This window comes from Carnobacterium sp. FSL W8-0810 (assembly GCF_038007125.1).
Classification (GTDB): domain Bacteria; phylum Bacillota; class Bacilli; order Lactobacillales; family Carnobacteriaceae; genus Carnobacterium_B; species Carnobacterium_B inhibens.
The window spans coordinates 2,141,316-2,155,725 of record NZ_JBBOWO010000001.1 but is presented as its reverse complement, the minus strand read 5'-3'; the positions used below and the strand labels follow the sequence as shown (position 1 = coordinate 2,155,725).

Genomic DNA, 14,410 nt, shown 5'->3' with positions numbered 1-14,410 from the left:
AAGAATGAATTCTATAGATTTTCGAAAAACTACAACGACCTTGCGTATGTGTTATTAACTGATAATTTTAAAAAAGCTCCTAATAGTTTTGGTAAAAATCTCTATGATGATTTTATGTCTAGTGAAAATTAGCTTACTGTTCAGTATGCTGCTAGGAAAGAATTAGATAAAACTGAACGGCAAGAGATGCTATCTTTTGTTGATGGGTTATTGAGGTTTAAACCTAGTATCGATTATAAAGTAATATTAATTTAAATGCGGGCATAGAATTGGAATAAACTGAGAAAAGTTATCGTAGTAATAAATCTATGTTTTGAGAGGAAGGTGAAAAAATGAGTAAAATCTCTAATCCAGTTATCTATGAAATAGATTATAGCTACGAAGCAGTGGAAAGTTTAGAAGGTGGAATTCTTCAAGAAGAAGGATCTAATGCAAAATACCTATTGGATTATCCCACGGTTTACATCGTTCATGATGAGAAAAAGAATCGCGAATTTTCAGTTTACATCGGAGAAACTTCTGATATAAGACAAAGAACCAAACAACATCTTATTGAAGATCCCAAAAAACGGGAAGATTGGGAAAGCCTCGCAAACTCGGATGATTCAAAAATGTACATAATAGGCCATGATTATTTTAATAAATCATTGACTTTAGATATTGAAAATAAATTAATGATGTATATGTCTAGTATCGATTCGGTTCAATCTGTGTATAATCGAAGAACCAATCAACAAAAAGAGTATTATACGGTAGATAAATTAGATGAGATTTTTTCTAAGATTTGGAGAAAATTAAGAAATAAGAATAAAACTCTTTTCCCTGTTGAAAAAATAATCAAAGACTCTGCTCTATTTAAAGCTTCGCCATTTCATAAACTAAGTGATGAACAAATCCAAGCTAAGGATAAAGTTATCTTAAAAATTATGGAGGCGTTAACGAGAAACCAGTCTGGAGAATTGATTTTAGTAGCAGGAGAAGCTGGTTCAGGTAAAACAGTTTTAATGAGCAGTCTCTTTTACGAATTAAAACAGCTAGCTCAAGAAGAGTCAGAAAATATCGTCTTACAAGAAGCAAATAGTTATTTGTTGGTAAATCATGAGCAACAGTTGAAAGTTTATCAACAAATTGCAAACAAATTAGGTATTACGTCTAAGAAAGTGCCTAATTTAGTCAGTAAACCAACAACGTTTATCAATAATCATACTCCAGAGGAAAAAGCAGATGTTGTTATTGTAGATGAGGCTCATTTGTTATGGACACAAGGGAAGCAATCTTATAGAGGAAAGAATCAGCTGTATGATTTAATGGAGAGAGCAAAAGTAGTGGTAGCGGTATTTGATATCAATCAAGTTCTTACTACTGAACAATATTGGGAAGAAGAGGAACTGCTTACTTTAGAACATGTGGCGAATTTAAAAGGAAATTTTATCCGTTTAGAAAATCAAATGAGGATTAACGCGAGTCAGAGCACTATTAATTGGATAAGGTCGATGATTGATGATAGAAAAATCAATCCCATTCTCAAGGATATTAAAGGATATGATTTGAAAATTTTTAATCATCCTGAAGAGTTGTATCAAGCCATTAGAGAAAAAGCAAAAGATGAAAATTCAGGTATTTCCCGAATTACTGCAACATTTGATTGGGAGTACGTTGACAAGAGAAAACCAGAAAAAGATGATTATTGGAGAGTTAAGATAGGGAATTGGTCTCTACCTTGGAATCTGCAACTGCCTCAAATGAAGGAGCAAAAGAGAAAGAATAGAAACCTTTCTTGGGCAGAACAAGAACAAACTATTGATGAAGTAGGTTCTACATTTACTATTCAAGGATTTGACCTAAATTATGCAGGTGTGATTATCGGTCCTTCTGTAAAATATAGAAATGGAGAAATTGTATTCGATAGAAGTTCCAGTCAAAATAAAAAAGCTACTCGCCAAAGAACATTAAAGAACGGGAAAAAAGAACAGTTTTCTGATATGTTGTTAAAAAACGAATTAAATGTGCTTTTAACAAGAGGAGTAAATGGTTTATATATTTACGCGGTAGATGAGGAACTTCAAAAAGCGCTATTAAATGCAGCAAAGGGGTAAAAAAGCGATGGATAATGAGAAAAGCAGTATGGAAAAGGTGAATAAGTTCAGAGATGACAGAGATTGGCGTCAATTTCATAATGAAAAAGATTTAGCTATCTCTATTTCACTAGAAGCTTCAGAATTACTTGAATTATTTCAATGGAAATCAGCCGAAGAAGTAAAAGAATTCAACTTAGGACGAATCAAGGAAGAGTTAGCAGATGTATTGATTTATTCTCATATGTTAGCAGATAACCTCAATTTAAATATTGATTCGATCATTGATGAAAAACTAAAAAAAAACAATGAGAAATACCCGGTAAGTAAAAGCAAGGGGAATAATAATAAATACACTGACTTTGAATAGCATTAGTATTAGTATGTAAAAAGCCAACAAGCAGAAAATTGCTTGTTGGCTTTTTGTTAATAGTTATTTTCCGTGACAATGTTTGTATTTCTTTCCGCTACCACAAGGACAAGGCTCATTTCGGCCAATTTTTTTTACTTGGATAGGTTCTTGCTTTCCAGTGTTCTTATTCGTAAAAGGAATAACATTATTAGGAATCGAGGTTAATGTATTATTATGATGTTTAGTTAGTTCTTTTGGCGTATGACCTTTGTTAGACCATATGCGCGAATGGTTGTTTAAGTTTGAATACAGATAGCTGAATTCTTCTACGTCTTTCATACCATCAAAAACAATGCCAAACTGACGGTCTAGTTCTTCAACTAGACCCTGCGTGGCTAAATCCAGTTTAATATAAACCATAATCATATCCATGACAGCTACAAGTTTTTCTGAATTCAACTTCTTAGCGAAAAATCGACTCATTTTTTTGTATTGAGCAGTTCGCTCGTCAAATTCATGGTTAGCAAAATAGTTAATATCAGCTTTTGTTGGTTGATAATAATCGTGGTTTGAAGAACTTGATATGAAAAAGGGTACTTCATTTTCATCCATAGCATAATTATCAAAAATGTATTCTAGACTATCTGTAAACCTTAGTCGTTCATTAAACCAAGCTAACCCAATTAATTCAAACAATAATTCATTAAGTTCTAATGGGTATTGTTTGTTGTGTTGATTCCATACTTTTAAGAAAAAGTCCGTTTCAAAAGCGCCGTACAGGTTCATAAACGCCTCTACATATTCATGAAGTAGATTTTTTCTTTTATTTTCTTCTTTAAAATCAGGATTATCAATAAAGCTTTGCAGCATTTCTTTGGTCTCGTTTGGCAGTACTAGGGTGTAAGTATCCTCGTAATAAAATAAAAAGACCCAGCGTGAATAAAGCAAATCAAATAAACCCGGATTTTTGCGGGAGAAAGGAATGAAATTGATTTCTTTCGGTCCATTCATCAGTTCTTTTAAGAGTTGAATGGTTTCTTTTGATTGAAAAGATAATTGATGTTGACTTTTAAGCGATAGTTCTTTGAAAAAATCTTCGGCAATAACAGTTTTTGTTTTACTGCGGCGCACTTTATAACGAAGGTCAGTAGCTATTGCGATCATATCTTCTTTCGAATAAGTCGTTAGGCATTCCGTAAAAGAAAAGACCGGTTTATGCAAAACGATGATGTGACCATATAGTTCATCGAGCATTTCTTGAGTGAGTTCTTCTGACATTTAGTTTGTCTCCTTTAGAAAAGTATTTTTTTTTGATAGTTTGAAAATAATCTAAAAATTATTCCCCTGTACAAAGAATTGAGCTTCTTCGTGATGGTATTTGATGTTGGAATAATTGAATGGGCGACCACTGTTTAAATAATAGATGCTTTCGATCGTTAAAGAAGGATCGTGTGTTTCCAACTGTAAATATGCTGCTTCTTCTTGATTTAATTTTCCAATACGCATAAATAAATCTGAAAAACGAATGTTTATTTTTAAGTCTTCCGTTAAGTAGTTGAATATAGATTGGCTGGCAATTTCTTCATTCAAATAAGGCACGACCGTCTTGAGGTAATAGGATTCTTCCACACAAAAGGGACGTGATTCGATGTAGCGGACGCGTTTAATGTAATAGATTGTTTCTTGATCTGTAAGCTCAAGTATTTCTGCGACATTTGAAGGTGCTTCGATTTCTTTTAATTCAATGACTTCTGAAGACAAATTGAATTCTCTAAAAATACTGTGAAATCCTTGAACATCCGTTAAATTCACAAAGCCTTTGCGGTGACGACCACGTACATATGTACCGCTGCCTCTTACTTGGTAAATCACACCATTTGTTTCTAAAACTTCCAACGCTTTAATAATCGTGTTTTTACTGACTTTATATATACCTTCTAATTCAGTGAGAGTAGGCAATTTATGACCGCGTGTTAAATTATTTTCTTGAATAGACAGATTAATTTTATTTGCGACATCGTGGTATTTATTCATCAATTTGCTCCTTTTCATAAAATTATAACATATTTCGAATTATATGGGCATTGACAAGTTATATGGGTATAATTTATGATGTGATTATATCCACATAATTTTAATGGAAAATAGGGAAGACGAAAAAAATTGCAATTCTACGCACTGTGCGGCCTCGTCTGTTCTTAGTATCAAAAGAAGTAACAGGTACTATATTAACAATCAAAAAATAGGAGGTAATAAAAATGTCTAAATTTCCAAAAGGTTTCTTATGGGGCGGAGCGTTAGCAGCCCATCAATTCGAAGGTGGCTGGAATCAAGATGGTAAAGGACCTAGTGTCGCTGATGTAATGACTGCTGGTGCAGCTGGTAAGCCACGCGAAATTACCGAAACGGTTGAAGAAGGTAAATTTTATCCGAATCACGAAGCCATTGATTTTTACAATCGTTATAAAGAAGATGTGGCGTTGTTCGCTGAAATGGGATTGAACAGTTTACGTACATCTATCAACTGGACGCGTATTTTCCCGAAAGGCGACGAAGCTGAACCCAATGAAGCTGGACTTCAATTTTACGATGATTTATTTGATGAATTATTGAAAAATAGTATTGAGCCGGTCATTACGCTGACTCACTTTGAAATGCCGCTACACTTAGCGCAAAATTATGGTGGATTTAGAAACCGTAAAGTAGTCGATTTCTTTGTTAAATTTGCCGAGGTTGTTTTTGACCGGTACAAAAATAAAGTGAAATACTGGATGACGTTTAACGAAATCAACAATATGATGGATTACACCAACCCGATTTTCTTATGGACAAACGTGGGTGTTCAAGTTGAAGAAGGCGAGAACGCTAAAGAAGTGATGTACACTGCAGCTCACCATGTTTTACTAGCCAGTGCTCTATCAGTGAAAATTGGTCGCGAAATCAATCCTGATTTCCAAATTGGAGCGATGGTTTCACATGTACCGGTTTATCCGTTAACGGCTCATCCAGAAGATGTAATGTTAGCTGAAGAATCGATGCATCTGCGTTATTTCTTCCCGGATGTACAAGTACGTGGGTATTATCCAAACTATACACTGAAAGAATTTGAACTCGATGGCTTGAATATTCCTATTCAAGAAGAAGACGCTGAAATATTAACACAAGGTAAAGTGGATTATTTAGGGTTCAGTTACTATATGTCTAATGTGGTGGATCATAAAGATGAAAATAACGATGATGAAGCGGCTAACGTGCATGGAAAGATTCCTCATCAAGTAGACAATCCTTATCTAAAAGCTAGTGACTGGGGTTGGACGATTGATCCTGTAGGTTTACGTTATACGTTGAATCGTTTCTGGGATCGTTATCAAATACCACTGTTCATTGTGGAAAATGGATTTGGTGCGATTGATACTGTTGAAGAAGACGGCAGCATCCATGATGAAGCTCGTATCTCTTATTTGCGTGAACACATCAAACAAATGGGCATCGCGATAGATCATGACGGTGTTGAATTGATGGGTTATACACCTTGGGGCATCATTGATATCGTTTCGTTCACTACTGGAGAAATGAAAAAACGTTACGGCATGATTTATGTCGACCGTGATAACGAAGGTAATGGAACAATGGAACGCAGTAAGAAAGATTCTTTTGACTGGTACAAAAAAGTCATTGAATCGAATGGAAAAGACCTATAAGATAGTTAAAAAGGAAGCTTGAGACCTAATTTGAACTTCCCTCTGTCAAGTAGACAGGTAAATAAAAAAAGCCATGTATGATAAAAATCATGCATGGCTTTTTTATGGTGGAATGGATAAACCCATTTTTACCGTTACTCTCTTGGTACTATAAAACTTAATATAATGTATCTCTCAACGTTTTTTTCTAATCCTTTAAAACTAATTCCTTCATTGAGATACAGTTGAATAGATTGTTCTAGTTTTGTAACTGTATGTTTATTATTCGATTGCATAAAAAAATCCCCCTAAAGTAGTTTGCTTTTTTTACTGTCTACTTTAGGAAGAGCATATCAATAGGTTCCGACCTTTGCTTTTTGAATATTAAGAAATAACTTTTACGTCATCATCGATTTTAAAAGGCTGTTCTTTATTAATATGGTCATAAAACATGATTCCATTAATATGGTCGATCTCGTGTTGAACAACGATGGCTGGGTAGTTTTTTAAACGTATTTTGTGAGCTTCTCCTTCTAAATCGAAGTATGTTAATGTAATACGGCTGTGACGAGGAACATAACCGGGTACTTCTCGATCCACAGATAAGCAGCCTTCACCTTCAGTTAAACAGGCATTTTGAACAGAATGGCTGATAATTTTAGGGTTAATCATAACTGTACTAAGAATAGGCTCATCAATGCCTTCTTCAATTCCTGGAATGTGAACGGCAACCATTCGTTTTGAAATGTCTAATTGAGGTGCTGCAAGACCTACTCCAGCGCGCAAGTTATATTCTTCAGCAATTTCAGGGTCTTGGCTGTTTTTTAGAAATTGGAGCATGTCTTTACCTAATTGCTTTTCTTCTTCACTAAGGGGCAATGCTAATTCTTTAGCAACCAATCTTAGTGTGGGATGTCCTTCTTTAATAATATCTTTCATGGTAATCATAAATATTTCACTCCTAATATTAGTTCATAATAAGTATTTCCGTATGAGGAAAATACTTATTCATTTCATCCCTTTTATTTTATCAGTAATAGCCGCAATTTGCACGATGTATAAAAAGTTGAAAAAAAACTTTGCTTCATATATAGATTATGAGATAATGGTGAGCATGAAAAAGAAAGATTTTCTAAATTGATTGTCAGAGGAGATTAGAATATGGTAGATGCAAAAAATTATGTTAATGAGGTCTATACTAAAGTTTCAAAACGGGATCCAGATCAACCTGAATATTTACAAGCGGTTAAGGAATTTTTTGATACTATCGAACCAGTCTTCGCAGCACATCCAGAATTAATTGAAAAAAATATTTTAGAACGTTTAGTAGAACCAGAAAGAATCATTCAATTTAGAGTTCCTTGGGTCGACGATCAAGGAGAAGTGAATGTGAATCGAGGATTCAGGGTACAATACAATTCAGCAATTGGACCTTACAAAGGCGGTCTTCGCTTTCATCCATCTGTTACACAAAGCATCGTAAAATTTTTAGGATTTGAACAAATCTTTAAGAATAGTCTGACTGGACTTCCAATCGGTGGAGGAAAAGGTGGAAGTGACTTTGATCCAAAAGGAAAATCTGATGAAGAAGTTATGCGTTTTTGTCAAAGTTTTATGACCGAATTACAAAGACATATAGGTCCAGACATTGATGTGCCAGCTGGAGATATTGGTGTTGGAGCGCGTGAAATCGGCTTTTTATTTGGTCAATATAAAAAATTAAATGGGTTTCAAGCAGGTGTTTTAACTGGAAAACCACTTTTCTTAGGCGGTAGTTTAACAAGAACTGAAGCAACTGGTTATGGATTGGTTTATTTCACTAAAGAAATGTTAGATGATATTGGAAAATCTTTTGAAAATCAAAAGGTTGTGGTTTCGGGTAGTGGAAATGTTGCTGTCTATGCTATTGAAAAAGTACAAGAATTTGGAGGAACAGTTAGTGCTTGTTCAGATTCTGATGGGTACATTTTTGATCCAGAAGGAATTGATTTAGCAATCGTTAAAAAAATCAAAGAAGTAGAAAGAAAGAGAATTTCAGAATATGTTGTTGAACGCCCAAATGCACTATATAAAAAAGGGAATATCTGGGACTTAGAAGAAAAATATACTATTGCTCTTCCTTGTGCAACACAGAATGAAATTGATGGAACTACTGCTGAAAAAATGATTGGCCAAGGCGTAAGCGTTGTTGCTGAAGGTGCAAACATGCCATGTGATCTAGAAGCAGTTAAGGCATTCCAAAAGGCTGGAATCGTTTATGGTCCTGCAAAAGCTGCTAATGCAGGTGGAGTAGCTGTTTCAGCTTTAGAAATGAGTCAAAATAGTCAAAGATTAAATTGGACTTTTGAAGAAGTGGATGAAGAATTGAAAAGAATTATGAAGAACATCTACAATGAAATAAAAGATACAGCTAAATCTTATCATTTAGAAGGAGACTTCGTTGCTGGTGCTAATATTGCTGGTTTTGCAAAAGTTGCACAAGCAATGTTAAGTCAAGGAATTATTTAAATAGAACTAAAAGAAAACCCGTTAAAAAACGGGTTTTTTTTTAGTACAAATAAAACAATAGTGTTTTTATTTGTACTTATGGTTAAAATTTACGAAAAAAAATAGGTGAAAAATAAAAAAATGGCGAAAAAGTGAACATTTACTGGATACTAATCAAAAGAAAATCGTATTGTGAAAAAAGATGTATCCAAAAAAATAAAGAAGTTTTTTTTAGAAAGTAATACAGTTTCATAAAAATTATATAACAGTTTTAAAGAGGTAAGTATCCGCTTTTTTCAGAGTTTAATTTAAAGCTAATGTGCTATATAACAAGGGATAAACAATTTTAATAGTGAAAAATTTCACAATAAGGATTCCAGTATGACTGGAAATCTAGACTAAAGTAAGGTAGATAGATAGAATTCATAAGGTTTAACGTTTAGTTTACTTGCATCTAAGTTGAAAGCGTGTTAAATTTAAGTTGTGAAAAATTCTGAGTAATACAGTTTCTTTAACAGTATAAAACAGAATTTTGAAAAACAATATTGTAAACGAGAGAGGAATGGGTTATACATGGTTAACAAAAAACAACCAGTAGATTTTGAAGCATTGTTAAGCACAATTGATGCTGCTTTCCCAATGGTACAAATCTTAGATAAGGACGGTAAAGTTGTAAACAAAGACATCATGCCTGATTTATCTGACGATCAACTAGTTGAATTAATGGAACAAATGGTTTGGTCTAGAATCTTACACGAACGTTCAATGGCTTTAGCTCGTCAAGGACGCTTAGGTTTCTACGCTCCAACAGCTGGACAAGAAGCTTCTCAATTAGCAAGTCATTATGCATTTGAAAAAGAAGATGAATTATTCCCTGGTTACCGTGATATGCCTCAATTGATCCAACATGGATTACCAGTTTCAAAAGCCTTTTTATGGTCTCGCGGACATTCAGCAGGAAATGAATATCCTGAAGATTTACATGCTGTACCACCACAAATTATCATCGGTGCTCAAATCATCCAAGCTATGGGTGCGGGTGTTGGTCTTAAAATGCGTGGCAAACAAAATGTTGCATTTACTTATACAGGTGATGGCGGTTCATCTCAAGGAGATTTCTACGAAGGATTGAACTTTGCCGGTGCATATAAAGCTCCTGTAGTATTCTTTGTTCAAAACAACGGATATGCGATTTCAACACCTCGTCACAAACAAACTGCAGCTACAACATTGGCTCAAAAAGCTGTTGCAGCTGGAATCCCAGGAATCCAAGTAGATGGTATGGATCCATTAGCAGTTTACGCTGTTGCTAAACAAGCAAGAGAATGGGCTGTAGCTGGAAATGGTCCTGTTTTAATTGAAACAATCACTTCACGTTTTGGTCCTCACTCAACATCAGGAGATGACCCAACTCGTTACCGTGACAAAGACAGTTTTGATTACTGGGAACAACGCGATCCATTGATTCGTTTCCGTAATTTCTTAACTGAAAAAGGTTTATGGTCAGAAGAAAAAGAAAATGAATTAATTGAAAAAACTAAAGAAGAGATCAAAGCTTCTGTTAAAGAAGCAGACCAAGCACCAAAACAAAAAGTTTCTGATTTCTTGAAAAACATGTATGAAACACCAACTCAAGTTATCGCTGAACAAATTGCAACTTTCGAAGCAAAGGAGAGTAAATAATCATGGCACAATTAACAATGATTCAAGCGATTACTGAAGCGCTTGACCAAGAAATGGAACGCGATCAAGATATTTTGATTTTCGGTGAAGATGTAGGTAAAAATGGCGGAGTATTCCGTGCAACTGCTGGTCTTCAAGAAAAATATGGCGAAGAACGTGTTTCAGATACACCTCTTGCTGAATCAGGTATTGGTGGATTAGCTATTGGACTTGCTTTCCAAGGTTTCCGTCCAGTTCCAGAAATTCAATTTATTGGATTCTTATTTGAAGTATTAGATTCAATAGTAGGACAAGCTGCACGTACTCGTTACCGTATGAGCAGTACTCGTAACATGCCTATTACTATTCGTACACCATTTGGTGGCGGAGTTCATACTCCAGAAATGCACTCAGATAACCTTGAAGGTCTTCTTACTCAATCTCCTGGTATCAAAGTAGTTGTTCCATCAAATCCGTATGATGCAAAAGGTCTATTGACTTCTGCTTTACGTGACAATGATCCGGTTGTATTCATGGAACATATGAAATTATACCGTTCATTCCGTGATGAAGTTCCTGAAGAGTCTTACACTATTCCTCTTGGAAAAGCTGCAATCACTCGTGAAGGTAAAGATGTTTCTGTTATCACTTATGGTGCTATGGTTCGTGAAGCTATTAAAGCTGCTGATGAACTTGAAAAAGAAGGTATCTCTGTTGAAATCGTTGACTTAAGAACTATTTCTCCATTAGATATTGAAACAATCGTTGCTTCAGTTGAAAAAACTGGACGCGTTGTTGTTGTTCAAGAAGCACAACGTCAAGCAGGTGTTGGCGCAATGGTTATGTCTGAAATTTCTGAACGTGCTATCCTTTCATTACAAGCGCCAATTGGCCGTGTAGCTGCACCAGATACAGTTTTCCCATTTGGTTTAGCAGAAAATGCTTGGTTGCCAAATGCAACTGACATCGCTGATAAAGTAAAAGAAACGTACAATTTCTAATCTATTCATAAAATGAAATGACAGATGCAATAACCGTTAAAAGTCTATTGCATTTGTTTCTTCTAGTATAATACTTGAAAACTATTTCAAAAAAGAATAGCTAAATATAGAAGGGAAGAAAAACAAATGGCATTTAAATTTAAATTACCAGACGTTGGAGAAGGAATGGCAGAAGGCGAAATCGTAAAATGGTTAGTAGCTGAAGGCGATACAGTTGAAGAAGAAGATTCAATTGTAGAAATCCAAAACGACAAATCTGTAGAAGAAATTGCAACACCCGTTTCAGGTACAATCAAGAAAATTATGGTAGAAGAAGGAACTGTAGCAACAGTTGGGCAAGTTATTGTTGAAATTGATGCTCCAGGACATGAAGAAGATGAAGAAGCAGGATCTGTTCCAGCTACTTCACCAGAAGCTCCAGCAGCATCTGCTCCAGCACCTGCTTCATCAGGAACTGCTTTTTACCAATTCAAAATGCCAGACGTTGGAGAAGGAATGGCAGAAGGCGAAATCGTAAAATGGTTAGTAGCTGAAGGCGATACTGTTAACGAAGAAGATTCTGTTGCTGAAATCCAAAACGACAAATCTGTAGAAGAAATTGCGTCTCCAGTTTCTGGAACAATCAAAAAAATCTTGGTTGAAGAAGGAACAGTTGCTATGGTAGGTCAAGCATTATTAGAAATTGACTCTCCAGAACACAATACTGAGGGTGCAGCACCAGCGGCTCAAGAGACTCCAGCAGCATCAACAGCTACAGCTTCAACAGAAGCACCATCTTCAAACAAAAATGTTTTAGCAATGCCATCTGTTCGTCAATTCGCTCGCGAAAATGACGTAGATATCACTCAAGTTTCTGCTACTGGTAAAAACGGTCGCACAACTAAAGAAGATATCGAAAACTTCAAGAAAAATGGTGGAAAAGCACCTGAAGCTACAGCAGCACCAGCTGAAAAAGCTGCTGAAACAAAAGCACCAGCAGCTAAGAAAGAAGCAGCACCAGCTAAAGCATTCAAATCTAACCAAGCTGAACTTGAAACTCGTGAAGCAATGACTCCAATGCGTAAAGCAATCGCTAAAGCAATGGTAAACAGTAAAGCAACTGCTCCACATGTTACTTTGTTCGACGAAGTAGATTCAACTAAATTAATGGCTCACCGTAAACACTTTAAAGATATCGCAGCAAGCAAAGGTGTTAAATTAACATTCTTGCCTTACGTTGTTAAAGCTATCGTTTCAGTATTACGTAAATACCCAGCATTGAATGCATCAATTGATGATTCAACTAACGAAATTGTTTACAAACATTATTTCAACATTGGTATCGCTACTGATACTGATCGTGGATTATTTGTACCAGTTATCAAAGATGCTGACGCTAAGAGCATTTTCTCTATCGCAAGCGAAATTACTGAACTTTCTGGTAAAGCTACAGAAGGTAAATTAGCTGCTAACGAAATGAGTAATGGTTCAATCTCAATCAGCAATATCGGTTCGATCGGTGGAGGCTGGTTCACTCCAGTAATTAACTACCCTGAAGTTGCTATTTTAGGTGTAGGTCGTATCGCTAAAAAAGCTGTTGTTAACGCAGATGACGAAATTGTTGTAGCGCCAGTTATGCAATTGTCATTAAGTTTTGACCACCGTATCATTGATGGAGCAACTGCACAAAAAGCAATGAACGAATTAAAAACGTTGCTTGCTGATCCAGAATTATTGTTAATGGAAGGGTAAGGTGAAGGTTAAATGGTAGTAGGAGATTTCGCAATAGAGTTAGACACAGTTGTCATCGGTTCTGGTCCAGGAGGTTACGTAGCAGCCATTCGTGCTGCTCAAATGGGACAAAAAGTTGCTATTGTGGAAAAAGAGTATATTGGTGGAGTTTGTCTTAACGTTGGATGTATTCCTTCTAAAGCACTAATCAGTGCTGGACACCACTATCAAGATGCCTTAGATTCTTCTGTTTTCGGTGTAACTGCTGAAAATGTTGTTTTAGACTTTGCTAAAACACAAGAATGGAAAAACAATAAAGTCGTAGCTACTTTAACTAAGGGTGTTGAAGGCTTATTGAAAAAAAATAAAGTAGAGATTCTTCGTGGTGAAGCTTACTTCAACGATGAACATACTTTACGCGTTATGACTGAAGTAGCTGCTCAAACGTATTCATTTAAAAATGCGATTGTTGCAACTGGTAGCCGCCCAATTGAAATCAAAGGTTTCAAATTCGGCAAACGTGTTATCGACTCAACTGGTGGATTGGCTTTACCAGAAGTTCCTAAAAAACTTGTTGTAGTTGGTGGTGGGTATATTGGTAGCGAACTAGCTGGAGCTTACGCAAACTTAGGAGCTGAAGTAACAATTCTTGAATTTGCACCATCTATTTTGCCAACATTCGAAAAAGATATGGTTAAATTAGTAACAGACAACTTTAAAAAGAAAAATGTTACGATTGAAAATAATGCAATGGCTAAAGAAGCGGTTGAAACTGAAAATGGCGTATCTGTCACTTATGAAGTGAAAGGCGAAGAAAAAACAATTGAAGCTGATTATGTAATGGTAACAGTTGGTCGTCGTCCAAACACAGATGAATTAGGTTTAGAATCAACTGGTGTTGAAATGAATGAACGTGGACTTGTTAAAGTTGACGCTCAAGGTCGTACAAATGTGAAAAACATTTATGCAATTGGAGATATCACTCCAGGAGCAGCGTTAGCTCATAAAGCTAGTTACGAAGCTAAAATTGCTGCTGAAGCAATTTCTGGCAAAAAAGTAGCAATCGATTATAGAGCAATGCCTGCTGTTGCCTTTACAGATCCTGAATTGGCTGTAGTTGGTTTAACTGCTGCTGAAGCAAAAGAAAAAGGTTTAGATGTTAAATCTTCTAAATTCCCATTAGCTGGGAATGGACGTGCTTTATCTCTAAACGCTACTGAAGGTTTTGTTCGCTTAATAACTACTAAAGATGAAGGTGTGTTGGTTGGAGCTCAAGTTGCTGGTGTTAGTGCTAGTGACATTATTGCTGAAATTGGTTTAGCAATTGAATCTGGAATGGTTGCAGAAGATATTGCATCAACTATTCATGCTCACCCATCTTTAGCTGAAGTTACTATGGATACTGCTGAACTGGCATTAGGTTTACCGATCCACGCATAATTA

General features: G+C 35.7%; 11 protein-coding genes and 1 pseudogene. 8 read left to right on the top strand and 4 right to left on the bottom strand.

Going from position 1 to position 14,410, the window contains the following annotated elements:
* Positions 1-332 precede the first annotated feature (332 nt).
* Together NST49_RS10355 and NST49_RS10350 are read left to right on the top strand one after the other, a co-directional pair.
* Positions 333-2,096, top strand: a complete 1,764-nt coding sequence (locus NST49_RS10355; RefSeq protein ID WP_341048436.1) for a DUF2075 domain-containing protein — start codon at positions 333-335, stop codon at positions 2,094-2,096.
* 7 nt (positions 2,097-2,103) lie between these two features.
* A complete protein-coding gene (locus NST49_RS10350; protein WP_034536461.1) occupies positions 2,104-2,445 on the top strand; it encodes a nucleotide pyrophosphohydrolase in 342 nt (113 codons plus the stop codon).
* A 63-nt stretch (positions 2,446-2,508) separates the two neighbouring features.
* On the opposite strand, the pseudogene NST49_RS12690 reads toward NST49_RS10350, so the two are convergent.
* Positions 2,509-2,616: pseudogene (locus tag NST49_RS12690) on the bottom strand (SEC-C metal-binding domain-containing protein); the annotation flags it as partial.
* A 1,140-nt stretch (positions 2,617-3,756) separates the two neighbouring features.
* Positions 3,757-4,461 (bottom strand): GntR family transcriptional regulator, encoded by a 705-nt coding sequence (locus NST49_RS10340; RefSeq protein ID WP_034536464.1) that lies wholly within the window; start codon positions 4,459-4,461, stop codon positions 3,757-3,759.
* A gap of 224 nt (positions 4,462-4,685) precedes the next feature.
* On the opposite strand from NST49_RS10340, the gene NST49_RS10335 reads away from it, so the two are divergent.
* On the top strand, positions 4,686-6,128 hold the full coding sequence (locus NST49_RS10335) for a 6-phospho-beta-glucosidase (protein WP_034536465.1): 1,443 nt from the start codon (positions 4,686-4,688) through the stop codon (positions 6,126-6,128).
* Between the two features lie 134 nt (positions 6,129-6,262).
* On the opposite strand, the gene NST49_RS10330 is transcribed toward NST49_RS10335, so the two are convergent.
* Positions 6,263-6,403 (bottom strand): hypothetical protein, encoded by a 141-nt coding sequence (locus NST49_RS10330; RefSeq protein WP_156098838.1) that lies wholly within the window; start codon positions 6,401-6,403, stop codon positions 6,263-6,265.
* An 88-nt stretch (positions 6,404-6,491) separates the two neighbouring features.
* On the bottom strand, positions 6,492-7,055 hold the full coding sequence (gene def / locus NST49_RS10325; protein WP_034536466.1) for a peptide deformylase: 564 nt from the start codon (positions 7,053-7,055) through the stop codon (positions 6,492-6,494).
* A gap of 213 nt (positions 7,056-7,268) precedes the next feature.
* On the opposite strand from def, the gene gdhA reads away from it, so the two are divergent.
* From gdhA to lpdA, 5 genes are all read left to right on the top strand, one after another.
* Positions 7,269-8,615, top strand: a complete 1,347-nt coding sequence (gene gdhA / locus NST49_RS10320; protein WP_341048433.1) for an NADP-specific glutamate dehydrogenase — start codon at positions 7,269-7,271, stop codon at positions 8,613-8,615.
* 552 nt (positions 8,616-9,167) lie between these two features.
* Entirely contained in the window at positions 9,168-10,277 is a 1,110-nt protein-coding gene (gene pdhA, locus NST49_RS10315; protein WP_023177533.1) for a pyruvate dehydrogenase (acetyl-transferring) E1 component subunit alpha, read from the top strand.
* Between the two features lie 2 nt (positions 10,278-10,279).
* On the top strand, positions 10,280-11,257 hold the full coding sequence (locus NST49_RS10310) for an alpha-ketoacid dehydrogenase subunit beta (protein WP_023177535.1): 978 nt from the start codon (positions 10,280-10,282) through the stop codon (positions 11,255-11,257).
* A gap of 126 nt (positions 11,258-11,383) precedes the next feature.
* Positions 11,384-12,988 (top strand): 2-oxo acid dehydrogenase subunit E2, encoded by a 1,605-nt coding sequence (locus NST49_RS10305; RefSeq protein ID WP_341048432.1) that lies wholly within the window; start codon positions 11,384-11,386, stop codon positions 12,986-12,988.
* Positions 12,989-13,000: 12 nt separating this feature from the next.
* Positions 13,001-14,407: a dihydrolipoyl dehydrogenase gene (gene lpdA, locus NST49_RS10300; protein WP_023177539.1), complete on the top strand. Its 1,407-nt coding sequence runs from the start codon at positions 13,001-13,003 to the stop codon at positions 14,405-14,407.
* Positions 14,408-14,410: the final 3 nt, after the last annotated feature.

Excerpts from the sequence above, each read along its gene's own strand:
- def (WP_034536466.1), bottom strand. The coding sequence starts at position 7,055 with ATGATTACCATGAAAGATATTATTAAAGAAGGACATCCCACACTAAGA.
- gdhA (WP_341048433.1), top strand. The coding sequence starts at position 7,269 with ATGGTAGATGCAAAAAATTATGTTAATGAGGTCTATACTAAAGTTTCA.
- NST49_RS10340 (WP_034536464.1), bottom strand. The coding sequence starts at position 4,461 with ATGAATAAATACCACGATGTCGCAAATAAAATTAATCTGTCTATTCAA.
- NST49_RS10350 (WP_034536461.1), top strand. The coding sequence starts at position 2,104 with ATGGATAATGAGAAAAGCAGTATGGAAAAGGTGAATAAGTTCAGAGAT.
- NST49_RS10355 (WP_341048436.1), top strand. The coding sequence starts at position 333 with ATGAGTAAAATCTCTAATCCAGTTATCTATGAAATAGATTATAGCTAC.
- NST49_RS10305 (WP_341048432.1), top strand. The coding sequence starts at position 11,384 with ATGGCATTTAAATTTAAATTACCAGACGTTGGAGAAGGAATGGCAGAA.
- NST49_RS10335 (WP_034536465.1), top strand. The coding sequence starts at position 4,686 with ATGTCTAAATTTCCAAAAGGTTTCTTATGGGGCGGAGCGTTAGCAGCC.
- pdhA (WP_023177533.1), top strand. The coding sequence starts at position 9,168 with ATGGTTAACAAAAAACAACCAGTAGATTTTGAAGCATTGTTAAGCACA.
- lpdA (WP_023177539.1), top strand. The coding sequence starts at position 13,001 with ATGGTAGTAGGAGATTTCGCAATAGAGTTAGACACAGTTGTCATCGGT.
- NST49_RS10310 (WP_023177535.1), top strand. The coding sequence starts at position 10,280 with ATGGCACAATTAACAATGATTCAAGCGATTACTGAAGCGCTTGACCAA.
- NST49_RS10330 (WP_156098838.1), bottom strand. The coding sequence starts at position 6,403 with ATGCAATCGAATAATAAACATACAGTTACAAAACTAGAACAATCTATT.